Annotated in this window: 20 protein-coding genes; 11 read left to right on the top strand and 9 right to left on the bottom strand. The window is 53.8% G+C overall.

Annotation, left to right across the window (positions count from 1 at the left end; genetic code table 11):
• Positions 1-33: 33 nt before the first annotated feature.
• From PUP35_RS09795 to PUP35_RS09775, 5 genes are all read right to left on the bottom strand, one after another.
• Positions 34-1,497: a mannitol dehydrogenase family protein gene (locus PUP35_RS09795; protein WP_274243041.1), complete on the bottom strand. Its 1,464-nt coding sequence runs from the start codon at positions 1,495-1,497 to the stop codon at positions 34-36.
• Positions 1,498-1,717: 220 nt separating this feature from the next.
• Positions 1,718-3,085 carry an MFS transporter gene (locus PUP35_RS09790; RefSeq protein WP_045401182.1) on the bottom strand — a complete coding sequence of 456 codons (1,368 nt, stop codon included), beginning with the start codon at positions 3,083-3,085 and terminating at the stop codon, positions 1,718-1,720.
• Positions 3,086-3,157: 72 nt separating this feature from the next.
• On the bottom strand, positions 3,158-4,177 hold the full coding sequence (locus tag PUP35_RS09785) for a Zn-dependent oxidoreductase (protein WP_274243040.1): 1,020 nt from the start codon (positions 4,175-4,177) through the stop codon (positions 3,158-3,160).
• A 14-nt stretch (positions 4,178-4,191) separates the two neighbouring features.
• On the bottom strand, positions 4,192-5,406 hold the full coding sequence (gene manD, locus PUP35_RS09780) for a D-mannonate dehydratase ManD (protein WP_274243039.1): 1,215 nt from the start codon (positions 5,404-5,406) through the stop codon (positions 4,192-4,194).
• A gap of 111 nt (positions 5,407-5,517) precedes the next feature.
• Positions 5,518-5,844 (bottom strand): YnfA family protein, encoded by a 327-nt coding sequence (locus PUP35_RS09775; RefSeq protein WP_274243038.1) that lies wholly within the window; start codon positions 5,842-5,844, stop codon positions 5,518-5,520.
• A 152-nt stretch (positions 5,845-5,996) separates the two neighbouring features.
• On the opposite strand from PUP35_RS09775, the gene PUP35_RS09770 reads away from it, so the two are divergent.
• Together PUP35_RS09770 and speG are read left to right on the top strand one after the other, a co-directional pair.
• Positions 5,997-6,335: a DUF1283 family protein gene (locus PUP35_RS09770; RefSeq protein ID WP_008502414.1), complete on the top strand. Its 339-nt coding sequence runs from the start codon at positions 5,997-5,999 to the stop codon at positions 6,333-6,335.
• A complete protein-coding gene (gene speG, locus PUP35_RS09765; RefSeq protein ID WP_048030664.1) occupies positions 6,335-6,895 on the top strand; it encodes a spermidine N1-acetyltransferase in 561 nt (186 codons plus the stop codon). The genes PUP35_RS09770 and speG overlap by 1 nt, the downstream gene beginning before the upstream one ends.
• Positions 6,896-6,912: 17 nt before the next feature.
• Here the strand turns inward: speG and PUP35_RS09760 are convergent, their stop codons facing one another.
• Complete coding sequence (locus PUP35_RS09760) at positions 6,913-7,623, bottom strand: YnfC family lipoprotein (protein WP_271367786.1); 711 nt, start codon at positions 7,621-7,623, stop codon at positions 6,913-6,915.
• Between the two features lie 63 nt (positions 7,624-7,686).
• On the opposite strand from PUP35_RS09760, the gene PUP35_RS09755 reads away from it, so the two are divergent.
• The 6 genes from PUP35_RS09755 to PUP35_RS09730 all read left to right on the top strand — a co-directional run bounded on the left by PUP35_RS09755 (position 7,687) and on the right by PUP35_RS09730 (position 13,356).
• The gene (locus tag PUP35_RS09755; protein ID WP_274243037.1) at positions 7,687-8,475 is read left to right on the top strand and encodes a hypothetical protein; all 789 of its coding nucleotides are present in this window, start codon (positions 7,687-7,689) and stop codon (positions 8,473-8,475) included.
• A 131-nt stretch (positions 8,476-8,606) separates the two neighbouring features.
• On the top strand, positions 8,607-8,876 hold the full coding sequence (locus tag PUP35_RS09750) for a DUF1161 domain-containing protein (RefSeq protein ID WP_274243036.1): 270 nt from the start codon (positions 8,607-8,609) through the stop codon (positions 8,874-8,876).
• Between the two features lie 131 nt (positions 8,877-9,007).
• Positions 9,008-11,446, top strand: a complete 2,439-nt coding sequence (ynfE, locus tag PUP35_RS09745) for a selenate/tellurate reductase subunit YnfE (protein ID WP_274243035.1) — start codon at positions 9,008-9,010, stop codon at positions 11,444-11,446.
• A 93-nt stretch (positions 11,447-11,539) separates the two neighbouring features.
• Positions 11,540-12,154, top strand: coding sequence for a Tat proofreading chaperone DmsD (dmsD, locus tag PUP35_RS09740; RefSeq protein WP_274243034.1), 615 nt, complete (start codon positions 11,540-11,542; stop codon positions 12,152-12,154).
• A gap of 155 nt (positions 12,155-12,309) precedes the next feature.
• Positions 12,310-12,879, top strand: coding sequence for a hypothetical protein (locus PUP35_RS09735; RefSeq protein WP_249577030.1), 570 nt, complete (start codon positions 12,310-12,312; stop codon positions 12,877-12,879).
• A 252-nt stretch (positions 12,880-13,131) separates the two neighbouring features.
• Positions 13,132-13,356, top strand: a complete 225-nt coding sequence (locus PUP35_RS09730) for a hypothetical protein (RefSeq protein WP_274243033.1) — start codon at positions 13,132-13,134, stop codon at positions 13,354-13,356.
• 126 nt (positions 13,357-13,482) lie between these two features.
• On the opposite strand, the gene PUP35_RS09725 is transcribed toward PUP35_RS09730, so the two are convergent.
• Both PUP35_RS09725 and PUP35_RS09720 read right to left on the bottom strand, forming a co-directional pair.
• Positions 13,483-15,219 carry a SulP family inorganic anion transporter gene (locus PUP35_RS09725; protein ID WP_111965747.1) on the bottom strand — a complete coding sequence of 579 codons (1,737 nt, stop codon included), beginning with the start codon at positions 15,217-15,219 and terminating at the stop codon, positions 13,483-13,485.
• 478 nt (positions 15,220-15,697) lie between these two features.
• On the bottom strand, positions 15,698-16,123 hold the full coding sequence (locus PUP35_RS09720) for a VOC family protein (RefSeq protein ID WP_274243032.1): 426 nt from the start codon (positions 16,121-16,123) through the stop codon (positions 15,698-15,700).
• A gap of 257 nt (positions 16,124-16,380) precedes the next feature.
• Here PUP35_RS09720 and PUP35_RS09715 point away from each other — a divergent pair, with 257 nt between their 5' ends.
• Positions 16,381-16,929, top strand: coding sequence for a hypothetical protein (locus PUP35_RS09715; protein ID WP_223582071.1), 549 nt, complete (start codon positions 16,381-16,383; stop codon positions 16,927-16,929).
• Positions 16,930-17,036: 107 nt separating this feature from the next.
• On the opposite strand, the gene PUP35_RS09710 is transcribed toward PUP35_RS09715, so the two are convergent.
• Positions 17,037-17,873, bottom strand: coding sequence for a MipA/OmpV family protein (locus PUP35_RS09710; protein WP_274243031.1), 837 nt, complete (start codon positions 17,871-17,873; stop codon positions 17,037-17,039).
• Positions 17,874-18,076: 203 nt separating this feature from the next.
• On the opposite strand from PUP35_RS09710, the gene PUP35_RS09705 reads away from it, so the two are divergent.
• Both PUP35_RS09705 and PUP35_RS09700 read left to right on the top strand, forming a co-directional pair.
• Complete coding sequence (locus tag PUP35_RS09705) at positions 18,077-18,754, top strand: response regulator (RefSeq protein WP_111965744.1); 678 nt, start codon at positions 18,077-18,079, stop codon at positions 18,752-18,754.
• Complete coding sequence (locus PUP35_RS09700; RefSeq protein WP_274243030.1) at positions 18,754-20,142, top strand: sensor histidine kinase; 1,389 nt, start codon at positions 18,754-18,756, stop codon at positions 20,140-20,142. Before PUP35_RS09705 ends, PUP35_RS09700 begins: the two co-directional genes overlap by 1 nt.
• Positions 20,143-20,198: the final 56 nt, after the last annotated feature.

Raw genomic sequence — 20,198 nt, 5'->3', positions numbered from 1 at the left:
GACATGCCGCCGCGCACGGCGGCATGTGCTGAATTACCGTTGAGACACGTACTGCTCCACGGTCGCTTTCGCTCCCTTTTGCAGCAGCGTCAGGTAGGCCTTCATCACCGCGTCAACAAAGACGGCTTCACGCGGTAACTCCTTGCCAAAGATGGCTTCAAGGCCGAGCAGCGCCCTGACCCGGCTTTCCCCTTCCGCACTGCCCTTCACCGTCGCCTGAATCACAGCCAGCTGCGGGTCGCTTACGTCAATCGCGTTGCCCTGCTCGTCCACCCCGCCGACATAGCGCATCCAGCCTGCCACGCCCAGTGCAAGCAGCGGGAAAGGCTTCTGATGCACCAGGTGCCAGCGCACGGAATCCAGCATGCGCTGCGGAAGCTTCTGGCTGCCGTCCATCGCAATTTGCCAGGTCCGATGGCGCAGGGCCGGGTTGCTGTAGCGGGCAATCAGGAGATCGGCATAACGTTTTAAATCGACGCCTTTGACCTTCAGCGTGGGCGCCTGCTCGTTGAGCATCAGCGCGTGCGCGGCAAGACGGTAATTCTTATCTTCCATGCAGTCGTTGATATGCTGATAGCCCGCCAGATAGCCTAGGTACGCCAGGAACGAGTGGCTGCCGTTGAGCATGCGCAGCTTCATCTCTTCAAACGGGATCACGTCCGACACCAGCTCGGCTCCGGCTTTTTCCCACGCAGGACGACCCGCCACAAAGTTATCTTCGATCACCCACTGACGGAACGGTTCACAGGCCACCGCCGCCGGATCGCGCCCGCCGGTCAGCCGTTCGATTTTATCCAGCGTATCGGGAGTGACCGCGGGCACGATGCGATCCACCATAGTTGACGGGAAGGTGACATGGGATTCAATCCAGTCCGCCAGTTCAGCGTTTACCGCTCGGGCGTACGCGCAGGTGACATTGCGCATCACGTGACCGTTCTCCGGCATGTTGTCGCAGGACATCACGCTAAACGCCGGCAGACCCGCCGCCTTACGGCGCGCGAGCGCTTCCACGACGACACCCGGCGCGGATTTTGGCTGGTGCGGGTTTTGCAGGTCTGCGACGATAAACGGATGATCGAGCATCAGTTGCCCGGTCGCCGGTGAGTGACAGTACCCTTTCTCGGTGATGGTCAGCGAGACAATCGCCACCTGCGGTTCGCACATCGCCGCCAGCACCGTCTCCAGCCCGTCAACCTGCGCATGCAGCGCCTTTTTGACTACGCCAACTACGCGGGAAGTCCACGCATCGGCAGACATCTCCGCCACGGTATAGAGATTATCCTGGGCCTCCAGATCGGCAATCTGCTGCTCGCCGCCAATCAGGTTAACTTCACAATAGCCCCAGTCGCTGCCGTGTTCAGCGGCAAGGATGTCGGCGTACACCGCCTGGTGCGCCCGGTGAAATGCGCCGAAGCCTAAATGTACAATGCGTGGTTTGAGGCTGTCGCGATCGTACTGAGGCAGCGTCGCGTTGGCCTGTAATAACGTGTTTTCCATGATTAAGACTCGTTAATTAGAAAGCTGTGGATCGCTGCCGCTCTTTCTGAAGCGGCAGCGCCTGCTGACTACACCAACTAGAATGGCAGCTGTAGTAAAAAGAGAACTGCCATCAACCATACCGATACTGCCGTTTGATTTTTTGATATATATTAACTTTTGCTCATCTGGTGTGACATAAAAATAAAGTTGTGTGACAGGTCGCGCAGGCTGTAAACCACTAGCGTCGCGAAGAGACAGCGCCGTAACCCACACTCTCTTCTGGCGCAGACTCGGCTGCGTCATGCGCCGCGCTCAAATCACGGTCGCGCACTTCCGGCATCAGGATCGCCGAGACCAGTCCAATCGCGGAATAGGCCACCAGCATGGCAACAATGGGCCACCAGGAGCCGGTCATATTGCAGAAGATCCCTGCCAGCACCGGACCAAAGCCCACCGCCACCAGACCGCCCGCCTCTTTGGAGATGGCCATACGCGTAAAGCGATTTCGCGAGCCAAACATCTCCGCCATAGTGATATTTTCCAGAGCAAACAGCCCCAGCACGGCGAAGTTATGGATAACGATGATAGAGAGCATGATCGTCCCCGGCGCATAGCTCTTATCGACGATGATCGACAGCATCGGGTAGGCGAGCAGAATGGCGGAGATGTTGAGGATAATATACGGCAGACGGCGCCCCACTTTATCGGAAAGCCAGCCCAGCAGCGGGATGGAGATAAACCCGAGAATGGAGCTGATCATCAGCGCATCGGTCGGGATGGCCTTATCGAACAGCAGCGTCTGGACCAGATACCCGGCAAGGAACGTCTGGATCAGACCCGAATTACCCGCCTGACCAAACCGCAGGCCGGTCGCCAGCCAGAAGGATTTGCTTTTCACCATCGAACCCAGCGAGGTATCCGGCTGCACGCTTTGTGCATCGTTTACTTTCTCAAAGACCGGGCTCTCCTTGAGATTCATACGCAGCCAGATGGCGAAGATCATTACCACGACGCTGGCGAGGAACGGCACGCGCCAGCCCCAGGCAATCAGCTCTTCACGATCGAGAGCAAAGAACATCACCGCCCAGATCGCCGTGGCGCTGAGCGTCCCGCAGTTCGTGCCCATCGCCACCAGCGAGGAGATGATGCCGCGTTTTCCTTTCGGCGCGTACTCCGCCAGCATGGTCCCCGCCCCGGAGATCTCCGCCCCGGCGCCCAGGCCCTGAATAATGCGCAGCGTCACCAGCAGCACGGGGGCAAAAATCCCGATCTGCGCGTAGGTCGGCAGGACGCCAATCAGCGTGGTGCAGATCCCCATCATGGTGATGGTGATGAACAGCACCTTCTTACGGCCAATGCTGTCGCCCATTCTGCCGAAGATAAAGGCGCCGACAATGCGTGCGATATAGCCTGCGCCGTAGGTCCCCATCGCCAGGATCAGCGCCATCGCGGCGGACTGTTCGGGGAAGAAGATCTCATGAAAGACCAGGGCGGCCCCCAGCGAGTAAAGCTGAAAGTCCATAAACTCCAGAGCGGTGCCCAGCCAGCCGGAAACGGCGGCTTTCACCAGATCGGAGGTGGTTCTTTGAGGTTGTGCTTGCGTCATAATGGCTATCTCTGAAAGGTAAGATGCGTACCACCAGAGCCTGTCTGCGCAGGCTCTTAACCGCGTGTTTGATTATTGACCGAACGTCAGTAAGACCTTGCAGCACTGCCGCTGGTCTTTTTCAAACAGTTCGATGGCGTCTGTTACATGGTGATAGTCAAAGGTATGGGTGATCAGTTTTTCCGGGTCGATCAGCCCCTTCTTCAGCCAGTCGATGACGACCGGGAATTTATTGGCATTGAGGCGTGAGGAGAAGATCGCCAGCTCTTTGCCGGTGATGCCCTGCTGAACAATCTGGCTCGGCTCGCTGGAAAAGCCCATCAGCACGATGCGCGCCGCCGGAGAGGCCAGGGTTATCGCTTCCTGCAAAATAGATGGATGGCAGGCGGCATCAATGATTAACGTCGGTTTGATGCCCTTTTCGTCCAGCGCGGCCTGCAGCGACTGCTCGCCGTTATTAAAGACCCAATCCGCGCCGCTGCGCCGGGCCATCGCCAGGCGCTCGTCTATGCGGTCAACCACGATAACCTGCTTCACCTGATAGACGCCTTTCAGCGCCTGCACGGTGACCAGCCCCATCGGGCCTGCGCCGTAAATCAGCGCGACGTCCTGCCCGGTGGGACTGGCCTGCCCCGTCACGTTGGCGGCGATGGTGAAGGGCTCCACCATAACGGCGTGTTTATCAGGAATGTCATCCGGAATGGGCCAGGCATTTTGTGCAGGTACTGCCGCATATTCGCTGAAGCCGCCGTCACGGTGAACGCCCAGCACCACCAGCGAGGTACAGACGTTCGGTTTTCCCACCGAGCACGGGTAGCAGTGCCCGCAGCTGATCACCGGGTCAACCGAGACGCGCTGGCCCAGGCGGGCAGCATCAACGCCCTCACCCACGGCGTCGATCGCGCCAAAAAACTCGTGGCCAATTACGCGTGGGTACTTAGCAAACGGGTTATGCCCGCGGTAGATGTGGCTGTCTGAACCGCAAATCCCGGCCAGTTTAATCTTGACGCGCACTTCGCCTGCGCCTGGTTCCGGGCGTGGCCGCTCTTCAATCACCAGTTCGTTCGGCTGCTGAATCACTACGCTTTTCATCGTTCTCTCCTCGCTTACCAGTTCCACAGCGTGCCGTCTTCGAGACGGGCCACCGGCAGATAGGCCGGATCGTACGGGTATTTCGCCGCCAGCTTTTCATCAAACTCGATGCCCAGCCCCGGCTTATCCCCCGGATGCATATAGCCGTTATCAAAGCGCCAGCTGTGCGGGAAGACTTCCAGCATCTGTTCGGAGTAGCCCATATATTCCTGCACGCCAAAGTTCGGCACCCACAGGTCGAAATGCAGCGCGGCGGCGTGGCATACAGGCGAGAGATCCGACGGGCCGTGCGAACCGGTACGCACCTGGTAGAGCGAGGCGAAGTCCGCGATGCGACGCATCCCGGTGATCCCGCCCGCGTGGGTAATGGTGGTGCGGATATAGTCGATGAGCTGCTCTTCGATGAGCTGCTTGCAGTCCCAGATGCTGTTAAACACTTCCCCCACGGCAATCGGCGTGACGGTGTGCTGGCGGATCAGGCGGAAGCAAGCCTGGTTTTCCGCAGGCGTTGGGTCTTCCATCCAGAACATGCGGAATTCCTCGATGCTCTTGCCGAAGCGCGCCGCTTCAATGGGCGTCAGGCGGTGGTGCATGTCGTGCAGGAGATGCTCATTGAACCCGAATTTACTGCGCACCGCGTCGAACAGCTTCGGCGTGAAATCGAGGTATTTTTCGGTGGACCAGAGCTGTTCTTCCGGCCAGTCGCCTTTGGTCGCAGGCTCGTAGGCCAGCCCCTTCCCTTTGGCCATGCCGTAGGTGGTTTTCATGCCCGGCACGCCGCACTGCACGCGGATCGCCTTGAAGCCCATCTCTTTATGGCGGGCGTAATCTTCCAGCACGTCGTCAATGGTATGGCCGGTGGTATGGCAATAGACCATCACTCCTTCCCGGGAGGCGCCGCCCAGCAGCTGGTAGAGCGGCATGTTGGCCGCTTTGGCTTTGATATCCCACATCGCCATATCTACGGCGGAGATGGCCGACATGGTAACCGGGCCGCGACGCCAGTAGGCGCCTTTATAGAAAAACTGCCAGATGTCTTCGATGCGGTGCGCATCGCGGCCAATCAGCTGCGGGCAAAGGTGATCCTTCAGGTATGAGGCCACGGAGAGCTCGCGCCCGTTTAGCGTAGCGTCACCGAGACCGACAATCCCCTCATCGGTGGTGATTTTAAGGGTGACAAAGTTCCGCCCCGGGCAGGTAACAAACACGTCAGCCGCGACAATCTTCATAATTCTTTTCCTTACATCGCTCGTTGTGATGCTGGAAATTTACGCAACTACACTACTACCATACAAGTATAAAGATCGCGAAATCAGCTAGCGATCACAAAAACCGGGGGCTCAGGCGCGCCCCCATCCCACCACAATAATCAGCATACCGCACAGGGCAATCAGCGCCCCGGCCCAGTCGTATGCGCTGAGTTTGACCCCGTCCACGACGCGCAACCACAGCAGCGCTGTACACACATAAACACCACCGTAAGCCGCGTAAACGCGACCACTGGCCGCCGGATGCAGCGTTAGCAGCCAGACAAACAGGGCAAGCGCGACGCCCGCAGGGATCAGCAGCAGTGCGCTTTCCCCCTTCTTCAGCCAGAGCCAGGGCAGGAAGCAGCCGATGATTTCGCATAGCGCGGTGGCAAAAAAAAGCAGCGTCGTTTTAAGCATATTTCACGTCAGGTGAGGATTTATTTAACCATCATACCTGATGATGCCCTTTACTTTTCCATACTTGCCCCGCGGGTATGCCGTCATTTCGCATTAGTGTAGAATCTGTACGGGGTAACCTGATTACCTGCACCCATTTAAAAGGAAACGCTATGACCACATTAAGCAAACGCCTTTGTCTGACAGCCCTGCTGGCGCTGTCATCGTTCGCCTTTGCCGCCTCTGCGACAGCGGAAACCAGCAAGCTCATTATTGAGTCTGGTGACAGCGCGCAAAGCCGCCAGAACGCCGCTATGGACAAAGAACAATGGAATGACACCCGTAGCCTTCGCCAGAAGGTCAACAAACGTGCCGAAAAAGAGTGGGACAAAGAAGATGTTGCTTTTGACGCACGCGATAAGTGTCAGCAAAGTGCAAACGTCAATGCATACTGGGAGCCAAACACCCTGCGCTGCCTGGATCGCCGCACTGGCCGCACGGTAGCCCCGTAATGTCGGTGTCCTGCGACGTCAAACTCCGTCCGCTGGAGCGTGAAGACCTGCGCTTTGTGCACCAGCTCGACAACAATGCCAGCGTAATGCGCTACTGGTTCGAAGAGCCTTACGAGGCGTTTGTCGAGCTGTCCGATCTCTACGATAAACACATTCACGATCAGAGTGAACGTCGTTTTGTAGTGGAGTGTGAAGGTGAAAAAGCCGGGCTGGTGGAGCTGGTTGAGATCAACCACGTTCACCGTCGGGCGGAGTTCCAGATCATCATTTCCCCTGAGCATCAGGGAAAAGGCCTTGCGTCACGGGCGGCTAAGCTGGCAATGGATTACGGATTCAACGTTCTGAATCTCTACAAGCTTTACCTGATTGTGGATAAAGAGAACGAGAAAGCGATCCATATCTATCGCAAGCTGGGCTTTATGGTGGAAGGCGAGCTGATTCACGAATTCTTTATTAACGGTGAATACCGCAATACCATTCGCATGTGCATTTTCCAGCATCAGCACCTGGCCGGACATAAACCGTCTGGCGCCAGCCTGCTGAAACCGACCGCGCAGTAACCTGCGCGGTTTTATTCTCAGTAGTATTCAATCGTATTTTTGATGGTGTACTTGCGCTCAACGGCGGGTTTGACGCTGTCGTCCGTGATCGTCAGATCGCAGCTCACCGGGTTATTGTGGCGGTCGTAATCGCAGCTCTGCTTCACGTTGCCCAGCGGCTTGTCGTTCAACATGCTCACTGCCGAGTAATCCATTCTTTTGCGAACGTCTTTAGACGGCGTCGACTGTACGGACAGGTGCTGATCTCCGGAAACGGTGGTTTTGCCCAGCGGGTAGCCATCCGCGTCGTAGCGATACTTCACTTCCATCTCTTTGCCGTGCGCCGCCACTACAAAACCGTTGTCGTCGGTATCCCACGTTATCCCGGCTGACGGCAGTTCGGCCAGCTGGCATTTACCCTGCAGCTTCACTTTGCGCTGCTGGGTTTCAGCATCAAGATAGTAATTGGCATCCAGCACCAACGCCACGCCGGTGTTGGCCTCCAGGTCGTGCAGCTCCAGCGTATCGAAACACCCTTCCGACGAGACGGTGCCGGTGACCCGTTTGGACACTTCGCCCTTCTCGTTGAACAGCGTCTGGGTAAAGTCTTTGACCGGGCCTCGCAGCGGGTCAAAATCAAACTCGTTTGAAAAACTCGCCATCTCGGGCGTAAACGACAGCGGCGCGGAGCTGTTGTCGCACCCCACCAGTGTTGCTGCCAGTAGCGTTATCGCTGCGTATATCTTCACATTCATTTCCGTACAGGGAGATTATTCCCAATCATATTAGCAAATACAGCGGCTTACGCGATAGTGAAAACGAATCATCTGAACGCGGAGAAAACCGGTCTCGCCCACGCAGACGGGAAACCAGGCTATATTTTATGGGGAACGGCCAACGCTAAAGGATATATTATGACGGGCATTTCAAAAGAGATTGAATATCACAAAAAGAACTTCCTGAATCATCCGTTATTTAATTATCTCAATGACGATACATTATCTCTTGATGAGCGACTGAGGTTTTTACCCTATATTTCACATTTTGTCATGAGCTTTGCCGATATTAATAAATATATTTTGCCGTTTGCGACGCCCGCCAATGCGCTGGAACGGGCAGTGAATACCCATGCCAGGGAGGATGCCGAACACTGGCCCTGGTTTCTAAACGATCTGCAGACCAGCGGGCAAAATTCCGCCGCTAGCCTCACAGAACACCTGAGCTTTCTGTGGTCTGATAACCTGATTAACAGCCGAAAGCTGACTTACCATTTAATTCAGGCCCTTCACAATCAAAGCGCCAAAATGCGTTTAATTGTGATTGAAGTCATGGAGGCAACCGGCAATGCGACATTTGATACGCTGGCATCCATAACAAAGGGCACGGATAAACAGCTGGAATACTGCGGTCATTTACATTTGAGTCATGAGACTGGACATTCAATGGGGAGCGAGGATGAGATTGTAGATACCCTGAATTTAACGGAAGAGGAAAGAAATAAAGCCAGCCAGATGATTGCTGAGTGCTTTAATGCGTTTCATCGTTTTTTTGATGAAATATTTGAGAATGTCTCACCAGAGCATTCCCGCTCGATTACATGATAGCGGCTCGCCGCGCGGGGGAGCCAGCTACGCGTAACAGCATTAAGATTAATCAGAAAATCACAGATAAAAACATAGACTTACGCCTCCCCTGCTACACTAACTCAACACACAGAGAAAAGGAGCTACAGATGAAACGGTTACCCTGGATTACCGCCCTGCTGTTAATGAGTGCCTCGACGGCCGCGCTGGCGGCACCGGATTCCTGCGAGCGCGTGAAAAGCGACATTCAGCAGAAGATCTTCAACAACGGCGTGCCTGAGTCAGGTTTTACGCTGAACATCGTGCCGAACGACCAGGCCGACCAGCCGGGCACGCAGGTGGTGGGCCACTGCGCTAACGACACGTTTAAGATTTTGTACACCCGCACTGGCAGCGGTGCGGCAGCTGAACCTCAGTAATTGAGCTTCAATCCACTTTGATTTGATAAGGATTAATATTTAGTCTCCCCAAATTAGTGACACTCACCCCATCATTAGCCCGGATATCATTTCGGGAAAAATAATACGCAATTATAATGATGGGGTGAGCCATGTCCGATGCTGAAAATCACGGCGGAATTAGCCGTCGAACTCTCGTGAAATCTACGGCGATAGGTTCTCTGGCGCTTGCCGCTGGTGGGATCTCGCTTCCATTTGGTCTTAAAAGCGCTGCCGCCGCGGTGAAGGGCGCCGTCCAGCCCCCTGAAGATACCGTCGTGTGGGGCGCCTGCTCTGTCAACTGCGGCAGCCGCTGTGCGCTGCGTCTGCACGTGCGTGACAACGAAGTGTACTGGGTCGAAACGGACAACACCGGCGAGGATGTGTATGGCGATCACCAGGTGCGCGCCTGCCTGCGCGGACGTTCAATCCGCCGCCGCATCAATCACCCTGACCGTCTGAACTACCCGATGAAGCGCGTGGGCAAACGCGGCGAAGGCAGGTTTGAACGCATCACGTGGGATGAAGCGCTCGACACTATCACCGCCAGCCTGAAAGACGTGGTGGCTAAATATGGCAACGAAGCGGTGTATATCAACTACTCTTCCGGAATTGTCGGCGGCAATATCACCCGCTCTTCCCCTTACGCTTCGCTGGTGGCGCGCCTGATGAACTGCTACGGCGGTTTCCTGAGCCACTACGGCACCTACAGCACGGCGCAAATTGCCTGCGCGATGCCCTACACCTATGGCAGCAACGACGGCAACAGCACCTCGGATATCGAAAACACTAAACTGGTGGTGATGTTCGGCAATAACCCGGCGGAAACGCGCATGAGCGGCGGCGGGATTACATACTATCTTGAGCAGGCCCGCGAGCGGTCCAACGCGCGCATGATTGTTATCGACCCGCGCTACACCGACACGGCAGCCGGACGCGAAGATGAATGGATCCCGATCCGTCCTGGAACCGATGCCGCGCTGGTGGCGGGTATTGCCTGGGTATTAATCGACGAAAACCTGGTCGACCAGCCGTTCCTGGACAAATACTGCGTTGGCTACGACCAAAAAACGCTGCCGGAAGGCGCGCCCGCTAACGGTTACTACAAAGCGTATATTCTCGGCCAGGGCGATGATCACACGGCTAAAACACCGGAGTGGGCCTCACGCATCACCGGCATTCCTGCAGAACGCATCGTTAAGCTTGCCCGGGAAATTGGCTCCGCGAAGCCGGCCTATATCTGTCAGGGCTGGGGACCCCAGCGTCAGGCGAACGGCGAGCTGACCTCGCGCGCCATCGCGATGCTGCCGATCCTCACCGGAAACGTGGGGATCAACGGCGGGAACAGCGGCGCGCGCGAGTCGACCTACACCATCACCATTGAACGTATGCCGCTGCCGGATAACCCGGTCAAAACGCAAATCTCCTGCTTCAGCTGGACGGACGCCATCGCCCGCGGGCCGGAAATGACCGCCCTGCGCGACGGCGTACGCGGAAAGGATAAGCTGGACGTGCCGATTAAGTTCATCTGGAACTACGCGGGCAATACCCTCATCAACCAGCACTCCGATATCAATAAAACCCACGATATCCTGCAGGATGAAAGCAAGTGCGAAATGATTGTGGTCATCGATAACTTCATGACGTCGTCAGCGAAATACGCCGATATCATCTTGCCGGACCTGATGACCGTCGAGCAGGAAGACATCATTCCTAACGATTATGCGGGCAATATGGGCTACCTGATTTTCCTCCAGCCCGTGACTGCGCCGAAGTTTGAGCGCAAGCCCATCTACTGGATCATGAGCGAAGTGGCGAAACGCCTCGGGCCGGATATCCATCAGAAATTTACCGAAGGACGCACGCAGGAGCAGTGGCTGCAGTATCTGTATGCCAAAATGCTCGAAAAAGACCCTCAGCTGCCGTCCTATGACGAGCTGAAAAAAATGGGCATTTACAAGCGTAAAGATCCGAACGGACATTTTGTGGCCTATAAAAAGTTCCGCGAAAACCCGGATGCCAATCCGCTGAAAACGCCTTCGGGCAAGATTGAGATTTACTCCAGCAAGCTGGCGGAGATTGCGGCCACCTGGGAGCTTGAAAAAGATGAGACCATCAGCCCTCTGCCCGTCTATGCCTCGACCTTTGACGGCTGGGATGCGCCCGAGCGCGCGCGGTTCCCGCTGCAGCTGTTTGGCTTCCACTTCAAAGCCCGTACCCACTCAAGCTACGGTAACGTCGACGTGCTCAAAGCGGCCTGCCGCCAGGAGGTCTGGCTTAATCCTGTTGATGCCGAAAAACGCGGTATTAAGAACGGGGATACGGTGCGCGTCTTTAACGATCGCGGTGAGGTGAGAATTGAAGCGAAAGTCACGCCGCGCATCATGCCCGGCGTGAGCGCCATGGGCCAGGGTGCCTGGCACGACGCCAACATGAACGGCGATCGTATCGACCACGGCTCATGCATCAACACGCTGACCACGCACCGCCCGTCGCCGCTGGCAAAAGGCAACCCGCAGCACACCAATCTGGTGCAGATCGAGAAGGTCTAAAAAGTGAAGCGCATGACCGTGGTTTATTCTATGGTCTATAAATTGGTTTAACACAGTCGCGCGGGCGAAATCCGCGCGAGCAAGGAAGATGTAATGAAAAACGTCTCACAGCGTGAATCGTTCGCGTTTAGCGCCCGCGTACTGGGCGCGCTGTTTTATTTTGCACCCGACAGCGAGCAGGCTGCTCCGCTGGTCCAGGCCCTAACCGCGGGCGACTGGGTTCAGGACTGGCCTCTGCTGCCGGAAACGCTGCAGCCCATTGCCGAATCCTTTGCCTCGCCTGCCGACGAGCCGCTGACGGACGCGTGGCAACGGCTGTTTATTGGCCCTTACGCCCTGCCCGCTCCACCGTGGGGCTCCGTCTGGCTCGACCGCGAATCCGTGCTGTTCGGCGACTCGACCCTCGCCCTGCGTCAGTGGATGCGGGAGAACAATATCGCGTTTGAGATGCAGCAGAACGAACCGGAAGACCACTTTGGGACATTGCTGCTGCTGGCAGCGTGGCTTGCCGAGAATGGTCGCGATGCTGAGTGCGATCGGCTTCTGGCGTGGCACCTGCTGCCGTGGAGCACCCGCTTCCTGTCCGTGTTTGTCGACAACGCCGGGCATCCGTTTTATACCGCGCTGGGCAGGCTTGCGCAGTTGACGCTCGCGGACTGGCGATCGAGGCTGCTTATTCCGGTTGCGGAAAAGACGCTGTATCGATAAGGAGTGTGGCTTGCTCGAGGATGGCGGGCAAGCTACGGTCAAAAGAGGAGACTTAAAAAATTTAACTCGAAACAGGAGGCATATTGAATTTAATAATATAAAATAGCTTTTCCTGGTAAGGTCAACACTTTCGTTTGATACATAAAAACAAAACCATGAATAAAAATTATTCCTTCGAAGACAAGCGTAAGAAATTACTTGTTACAGCCGTGATATTGATCGTTTTAGGTGGGTGGCTCTGGTATATGTCATGGGCATCTGGCATCTCCCATAATACAATATTAAAAAAATCCGTTCCTGAATGGATAACATATATTTCTTTTGGCGTTTTGACTGGAATAATTTTTGTTATGCGCGCTTTTTATCTGCGCACTTTCAACAAAACATTTGAATATTTTGCCAATGCTTTTTTTAGCGGCTTTTGCCTTGGGTTTGTATTGAGCTTAAATTGTTATGATATTTATGTCTATCTCTTCCCGGACAAAATAATTGGCTATGAATCTGAATATGAGGTTGTCTTTCCGGGTCCTTCGAGAGGTAAGTATAGCCATTGTGAAGCGGGTCTCTGGTTAAAAGATCAGAACACCAACAGATGGGTTCAGCTCTGTACAAACAAAGAGTATCTGCACAGCCACCGTAAGCAGGGAATGACTGGAGTGTGGGTAACGGCCCGCGTTAATAATATTGGAAGTTACATTGTGAATTATGAGTTTATTTATTTGTAGGCACGACCCTATCTATTTTTGTCCCGGTGAAAATGAATGGTGGCGCTCGAGGTCCGCTCCTTGCTTGTAGCCGCCAGCCAGATACTTCGCACCACAGATTGCGCATTCACAGCGGAGAAACCGGCTATGGGCAGGACCATCTCAAAATCGAATCAGGATAAAACCTCCCGTATACCCACAAATTTAGTGGTAGATACGTGACGACTGTTCATCTATTCTGCTTTTTCAGCGAGCAAGCCGGAGTCATTTTTAATGGATAATCCCATATTTCTGAAAACCATCATTATCTTTATTCTCGTCCTGTGGGTAATAGACGTAGTCAGGAGAAAGAAAAAAAAGCGTTATGACTCCGCTATAGCAGAGGCTAATGCCAGAGAACGCTATGAATGGCGCTATCTCAGATGGAGTTGGCAGGCAATACGAGTGGCGGCGGCAGGGTATATCTTTGTTCAGCTGATTCAGTTTTTACTGAGATAGATGGAAGAAGAAGGTAAAACGGGCAAGGAACATCTCACTGTCCAGGCCAACAGTAGTTGAGCCTCGGTGGTAGAAATTGTGAGCGTTCCCTGCTCCCTGCCTGCGAGTAGCATGCGTTACAAGCCTTTAACCAGTATTTGGTTGTGTATCACCGACTGATTCCCCCTCACTCGCACTCTCTTTACTTTGAATGAACCGAAGTGCCAGGTAGAGGTCTGGCGCCAGAATCATGTCATCATCATTCATTGTTGGCCGACTCTCTTTAAACCAGCGGGTTAACTCCGTTTTCCTGCCCGCGAGGATTAATTTAATCTGTCGACCTTTCAGATCGCGCTTTAACTCATTAATGGTTGCCAGAACGCTGATGTCTGAATAGGTGAAGCAGGCAACGGCATCAATGACCACCCATTTAGGCTGTAAGGCTGCCCCATCAACCAGGTTCAAAACCCGACGTTTAAAATAAGCCACGTTAAAATAGGTCAACGGCGAGTTAAATCGATACATCAGCACGCCCGGGACCATTTTAATATCGTTAGTATTTCCTAATGAGTGAATCATTCCATCGTCGTCAGTGCCCAGCAGGTGCTCAGAGGGACGAAACACTGTACGAAGGAATTGTAATAACCCAAGCAACACCGCAAGGCCGATCCCCTGGATAACGCCGATAATTAAAACGCAGCCAAACGTGAAAAAGGCCAGACGAAATGCCTGCTTATTTCTGCGCCTCAGGTTCCATAGTCCACGTAAATCAATTAATGACCACGAGGCATACATTAGAACTATACCTAACGCAGATACCGGAATGTATTGTAATGGCTGAGTGAAAAACACCACGACAATACCAATGATCAAAGCTGCGACCACCGAAACCAGCTGGCTTTTCCCCCCAACTGAATCATTAACTGCGGTCCGGGAATCGGCGCCACTGATTGCAAACCCCTGAGATAATCCCGACATAATATTCGCAATACCCAGTGCTCTGAACTCTGCATCAGCATTAATTTCATAGCCATTTTTCGCGGCGAAACTGCGGGCGGTCAGCATCAGGCTGACAAAACTGACCAACGCCAGGTTCAGCGCCGGGATCACTAAATCACGCATCGGACCGGGCTGGAACGCCCCCCAGTTAACGACGGGTAAACCGGGCTGGAAGCCTTCACCCCCAATCGTGGCAATTCCATACTGTTGCGCAGAGGTCACCCATACCAGCGCCGTTGTTATCACAATAGCAATTAAAGGCGCTGGCCACTGGCTGCGATACGTTTTAATCGCCATTAAAATAATTAACGTAAAAAGGGATATCCCTACGGTTAATAAATGGCTATCTGAAAGTCGGCCTGGCAAGGCGATTATTTTTTCAATAACCTGCGCCTCATCAAGCTTAATCCCCAACACCTTGCCTAGTTGCCCGACAATAATCGTCACCGCTACGCCGTTAAGCAGGCCGGTAAGAATGGGATGAGAAAGCAGATCGGCAAGTGCGCCCAGGCGGAATTTACTGGCAAGCAGGCACCACCCGCCCATCATCAATGTCATGATGATTGTCAGCTGCCAGTGCAGTTCGGGATTCCCCGCAGAAAGCGGAAACACGACGGCCGCAATCACCGCGCATGTCGTTGCATCTGGGCCCACAATAAGCTGGCGTGAAGAGCCAAACAGTGCGTAAGCTATCATTGGTAAAACGCAGGAATAGAGCCCTACAATTGCCCCAACACCCGCCAGCTCAGCGTAAGCAATTGCAACAGGTAGCGCTACAGCCGCAACGGATAATCCGGCTTTAACATCATGTTTTAGCCAGCTTTTATCGTAGGCTAACAAATTCTGTAAACCTGGCATGTAGTTTAACAATAGTTTTCCGAACACATTCTTCTCCGGACAGGGATATTTGCCACGTCATGCTGGCACACTTCTCAGTGAGGTTCTGGCTTTCAAATGCTCCGGACTGAGGCCGCCGGCTCTCAGTTCCTGATAAACTACAGCCATCGTACTATTCTGACGGATATTAAACATAGTTCATAAACTACCCCTTAGCCGGGGTTGGCCTGGCCGGATGCTGCAGTGCTGCACGCTGGCAATCTCACCTTCTCTCATATCGTCTGGAATAGCGATGTCATAGAGTCGAGAAAACTATAGTCATGAGCCTATGAATCTATGATACATACGTCAGACAGATCGGCGAGTATAAAAGGCCAGCGTCCACTCCTCGCTCAAAACTGCTTCAGCAACTATGGAACAACAGCGTTATTTTCACAATTTGCGGTAGACACCTTTATTGATATAGCTTTATTGCACGGCTGATTTCGTCACCGCTAAACATCCCAAAATTTCATCCATGGAGTAACTATCGTTCCTTTGAATATTCATCTGCTTCCGGCGAATAGTGCTGAAAAACACATGCCAGCTTATTCCCGTCAGGATCGCGCAGATAGGCAACATAAAAATCGGGGCCGTACGCGGTTCGTGTCCCTGGTGCGCCTTCATTTTTCCCTCCCGCAAGAAGTCCTGCTGCATGGAAACGTCTGACAAGGTCCGCGTTATCTGCTCGGAATGCGAACATTGTCCCGTTTCCCGCCGTTGCGGGATGCCCGTCAAAAGGAGGGCAAATACAGAAGCTGAATCCCTCATCCGGATTATTTTCATCTCCCCACATTGCCCAGCTCTCTGTCCAGGCAGGCAAACGTGAATAGCCAAGCACGTTAAAAACAGCGTCATAAAACGCCACGGAGCGCTGAAGGTCATTTGTACCTATGGTGATATATGTCAGCATCTTATCACATCCTCTTTGCCGTTTATCTGAGCAGACATTATACCTGGGGCTATGAATTAAGGGGCCATAAAAAAGCGGATTTTGAGCATTGTAAGCGTGTGGGCGAAATGGTTTGCTGAACATGTTCTGTAAGGCGATCTCATCCCCCGCCCCATTACGTGAGTATCTCAAGTTTCCGTATGTATGCTAAAATTTTTGCAACTGCAGATCGAAAATCACCCTTTAAAATTTCAGTATGTTAGCCAAAGCGAGCGAATATGGATAATATTCCACATAAGCAGATAGTCCTGAAAAGATACCCCGCATGGCTTTGGTGCGGAAGTTTTTATCTGGCGACATTGAATTGCTCTGCAGATGAAATAAATCTGTATTCAATTAACACTGGCTCATACGTTTATCATCTGACAAATAATCACGGACAATACACGGAGAACTTTGAAAACAAGTTTATATCCGTGGAGCGGAAATTCTCGGATACGTCGAAATATAGTGTTGTGCTAGGCACAATGAAAAACAGCTTTAATGACAGATGTCTGGCCGCCGGCGTAAGAAGAGACTGGGCTGGATGGAATAACGGTTGGGTTTTTAAGGGAATCTATGGATATGTAGGCGAATTTTTCTTTGATACTTTCGATGATTGTGGCGACCATGGTTCATACCATGATTTTAAAAAAGTAACAGGGATAGGTTTTTCTCCCTACATATATCATGGATTTCAGTATAATTTTACGTCTTATTTTGGTATGGATGTGGGTATTATCATCCCCTCCGTTTTTGTCATCACGGCCCAATGGAGCTTTAGATAAATCCGTCAACCATGTGTGCAGTGCTGTAACTGCCCGTAAGGGGAACCGCCCCACCGTCGCAACCGGAGGGGCTTAAATTACCGCTGGTGCACGCTCAAAACCACAAGCTAAAAACTATACGTCACCTTCAAACTCCCCGTAGGTGACGTTTTGCGTTGCACAATCGGGCTGTCCCCTGCATCCCCCGTCAGCTGCGTCACACCCGCTGAGGCAAGTACGCTCCAGCGCGAGGTGAGCTTGTGGGTCCAGTCAAGGTTCATCGACCAGGCATAAATCCCGGCCCCGGCGTCATGTCGGGCAAAACCCGATGCGGCCGATTGGGCGGCGTTTACCCCGTAGTACGTCTGCATATACTTGTCCGATCCCCAACTGCCGGTCAGCGCCAGCGCCACCTCATTTTTTGGTGAGGTGTAGAACGGGCTGGAAATACCAAAATGTACCGCTTCACCGTTGTCTCTTTCAGAAACCGGTACCTCAGCCTGCAGCTGCAGATGAAGCCAGTCGGTCACCTTGTACTCAAGCCCGGGCACTACGATAGCCGAGCCTTTAATCTCCCCCATTCCTCGCAGCTCGTCGCTGCCGGAGCCGATCGAATCGCTGCTCACGTCTTTATCTTTACGGCCCGTTCGATAGCTCAGCGCTGCGCTGTAATCCAGGTTGCCGATGTTGTTACCGTAACCGATCCCTCGCTTGGTGCCGATAAAGAATCCATTTTCCATGGAATAATCCACTACCTGAGCCGCTGAGACGCGGGTTTTATCTGAACCCGAATAGCGTGTTCCTACGTCCACGCCGCCCCCCAGGGTTAAGACGTTACCCTGCCGCTGTTCTTCCGCCAGTACAGGCGTAGCCAGTAACGCCAGAACGACGCCCGGGACGATGGTTTTCAGGCAGCGGCCCGAAAGTAAATGAGGGAACGTATGACGCAGTTTGATGTTTCTCATTAAGGAAGTCCTTATGGATTCAAATGATGACGATGCATGCGGTTAACCGCCAGAACGCCCATTTTGAATACTCACCCTAAGGTTCTTATGAGCCGAAAATGAAGAAACGCTGAAGCGCAAGCAGGTGCTGTAAACCAGGCTGATTTCCTGATACCGTTTTTTTCTTAAGATGTTCTTCATTCACGGTTGATACCGTTACCAATGTGAAAATTCTACTAATCGAAGACGACCTGGATCTCGGCAATGGCGTACGTATCGCTCTCTCAGATCAAGGGTTTGACGTCATATGGGTTCGCCGTAAAGAGGATGCGCTGCATCAGCTTGACGTCTGCGTGCCGGAACTTATTTTGCTCGACCTCGGCCTGCCCGACGGAGATGGCATGAGCCTGATGACGCGTTTGCGTCAGCAGCTCAAGGGGATCCCGGTCATCATCCTGACGGCGCGAGGAACATTGCAGGATCGCCTGCGGGGGTTGGATGCCGGCGCGGACGACTATCTCGTCAAACCTTTTATTCTCGCCGAGCTGCTGGCGCGAGTGAGGGCTCTTGCACGGCGCAGCTACGGTTTTGAGAATGAGGCGATAGAAATTCGCGGGCTCTCTCTTCATATACCGACGCGTCGCGTGACGGTGAGCGCGCGCCATATCGATTTAACGGCCAGTGAATACGCGCTGCTGGAGACGTTGATGCTGCGCGCGGACCGCGTGCTGACCCGGCGGTTTCTGGAAGAAAGGATATTCGGCAACAAAGAGAACCTCAGTAACGCGCTCGACGTGCATATGGGAAATTTACGGCGAAAAATCGGCGACGGCTATGTGCGAACGGTCCGGGGCGTCGGGTACGTTATTGATACCGTCTCAATACAGAAGGTGACCGGTTGATGCAAAACGTCTGGTATCACCTGAGGCGGCCGACGCTGGTATGGCGAATTATCATCGCCCAGATGCTGCTGCTTACACTGCTGTGGTGTCTTTTTTTAACCTTCATTCTGTGGGAGGACCTGCGTAGCCCTCCTATCATCACGGGCAGCAAAACGTACGAAACCGTTTTTACCCTGGCTGAGCGTATGGACGGGCGCCCGCAGGACCGTACCGCCGTGCTGGAGGCCTTCAGCAAGGCGCTGCGTGAAGGTTACGGCGGAGGGGAAGATCCCCTGCTGTCGATTAACCTCATCGTTCGCAAAAATAATACCGTTATTTTTTCATCCGACGGAGCACCCGCGGGGATAACAAATACCCGACAAGGCGAAATGGAGCACGTTCAAAGTGAAGGTCGCATCTGGACCAGCCGAACCTTGAAATCGCCCCACTCCGACGTGGAGGTAACCCTTTTCACCCCTGCCAGCGGCTGGAACTTCTTTATCTACCTGAACTCGCGCGGATACTACATTCTGCCGCTTCTGGTTTGTTTCCCTTTTCTGCTGTTTCCCGCATGGCTCTCCATCCGCATTGCAATGCGTCCGTGGAATAAGGTGGTCAATGAAATTACGTTACGCACGCCGGACGATCTCTCTCCTTTAAAAGCCGTACCGAAGCACAGAGAGCTTCGCCAGATGGTGGACGCGATCAATGACTTCCTTGCCCGGGTGCGTGAAAGCGCGGAAAGGGAGCGGGTTTTCATCGCGGATGCCGCACACGAGCTGCGTACGCCCCTCGCGGCGATGCGCATCAACGTGGAGGCGCTGCAGTCCTGGGTCATCAGCGAAAGCCAGCAGGAGCTGCTTGCCGGCGTGATCCGCAGCAACAGCCGCGCCGCGCGTCTCGTCAATCAGCTTCTGCTGATGATGCACAGTGAAGCGAGTATTGATACGGTCATGGAGCCCGTGCCGCTGACGACGCTCGTCCAGGAGCGCATGGCCGAGCTGGAACCCTTAGCGTCTGCGCGCAGGATCGAGCTGGAATTCTTTGCCGAGGATGAAGTCTGGATCCCCGGCGCCAGGGAACGCCTGGTGTCGCTGATTGATAATCTTATTGAGAATGCGGTGAAGTACAGCCCCGAGGGCGGGCGGATTCAGGTCGACGTGCGGGCGGGCGATCGCGTCGTCCAGCTGCGCGTCTCCGATGCGGGCCCTGGTATTCCGGTCGAGCTGCAGGAGCGCGTGTTCGACCGCTTTTTCCGCGATCCCAATCAGGTGCAGAGCGGCAGCGGGCTGGGGCTTGCCATCGTTAAAGCGGTGGCGCAGCAACACAACAGCAGCGTAAACCTGACAACCTCTGCAGAAGGTGGCCTCCTGGTGACGGTAGACTTCCCGAACCGCACGTTTAGCTAAAGCAGAACAGGGGGTTTGATCGCAAATGCCGCAGATTGCTTCAAAAAAATTACCGT

Origin of the sequence: Enterobacter sp. S-33 (assembly GCF_028735835.1) — a bacterium.
GTDB classification, from domain to species: Bacteria; Pseudomonadota; Gammaproteobacteria; order Enterobacterales; family Enterobacteriaceae; genus Enterobacter; species Enterobacter vonholyi.
This window is presented reverse-complemented; position numbering and strand designations above follow the sequence as displayed.

Excerpts from the sequence above, each read along its gene's own strand:
- PUP35_RS09770 (WP_008502414.1), top strand. The coding sequence starts at position 5,997 with ATGACCACATTAAGCAAACGCCTTTGTCTGACAGCCCTGCTGGCGCTG.
- ynfE (WP_274243035.1), top strand. The coding sequence starts at position 9,008 with ATGTCCGATGCTGAAAATCACGGCGGAATTAGCCGTCGAACTCTCGTG.
- PUP35_RS09735 (WP_249577030.1), top strand. The coding sequence starts at position 12,310 with ATGAATAAAAATTATTCCTTCGAAGACAAGCGTAAGAAATTACTTGTT.
- PUP35_RS09720 (WP_274243032.1), bottom strand. The coding sequence starts at position 16,123 with ATGCTGACATATATCACCATAGGTACAAATGACCTTCAGCGCTCCGTG.
- PUP35_RS09795 (WP_274243041.1), bottom strand. The coding sequence starts at position 1,497 with ATGGAAAACACGTTATTACAGGCCAACGCGACGCTGCCTCAGTACGAT.
- speG (WP_048030664.1), top strand. The coding sequence starts at position 6,335 with ATGTCGGTGTCCTGCGACGTCAAACTCCGTCCGCTGGAGCGTGAAGAC.
- PUP35_RS09715 (WP_223582071.1), top strand. The coding sequence starts at position 16,381 with ATGGATAATATTCCACATAAGCAGATAGTCCTGAAAAGATACCCCGCA.
- PUP35_RS09775 (WP_274243038.1), bottom strand. The coding sequence starts at position 5,844 with ATGCTTAAAACGACGCTGCTTTTTTTTGCCACCGCGCTATGCGAAATC.
- dmsD (WP_274243034.1), top strand. The coding sequence starts at position 11,540 with ATGAAAAACGTCTCACAGCGTGAATCGTTCGCGTTTAGCGCCCGCGTA.
- PUP35_RS09730 (WP_274243033.1), top strand. The coding sequence starts at position 13,132 with ATGGATAATCCCATATTTCTGAAAACCATCATTATCTTTATTCTCGTC.
- PUP35_RS09700 (WP_274243030.1), top strand. The coding sequence starts at position 18,754 with ATGCAAAACGTCTGGTATCACCTGAGGCGGCCGACGCTGGTATGGCGA.
- PUP35_RS09785 (WP_274243040.1), bottom strand. The coding sequence starts at position 4,177 with ATGAAAAGCGTAGTGATTCAGCAGCCGAACGAACTGGTGATTGAAGAG.
- PUP35_RS09710 (WP_274243031.1), bottom strand. The coding sequence starts at position 17,873 with ATGAGAAACATCAAACTGCGTCATACGTTCCCTCATTTACTTTCGGGC.
- PUP35_RS09750 (WP_274243036.1), top strand. The coding sequence starts at position 8,607 with ATGAAACGGTTACCCTGGATTACCGCCCTGCTGTTAATGAGTGCCTCG.
- manD (WP_274243039.1), bottom strand. The coding sequence starts at position 5,406 with ATGAAGATTGTCGCGGCTGACGTGTTTGTTACCTGCCCGGGGCGGAAC.
- PUP35_RS09790 (WP_045401182.1), bottom strand. The coding sequence starts at position 3,085 with ATGACGCAAGCACAACCTCAAAGAACCACCTCCGATCTGGTGAAAGCC.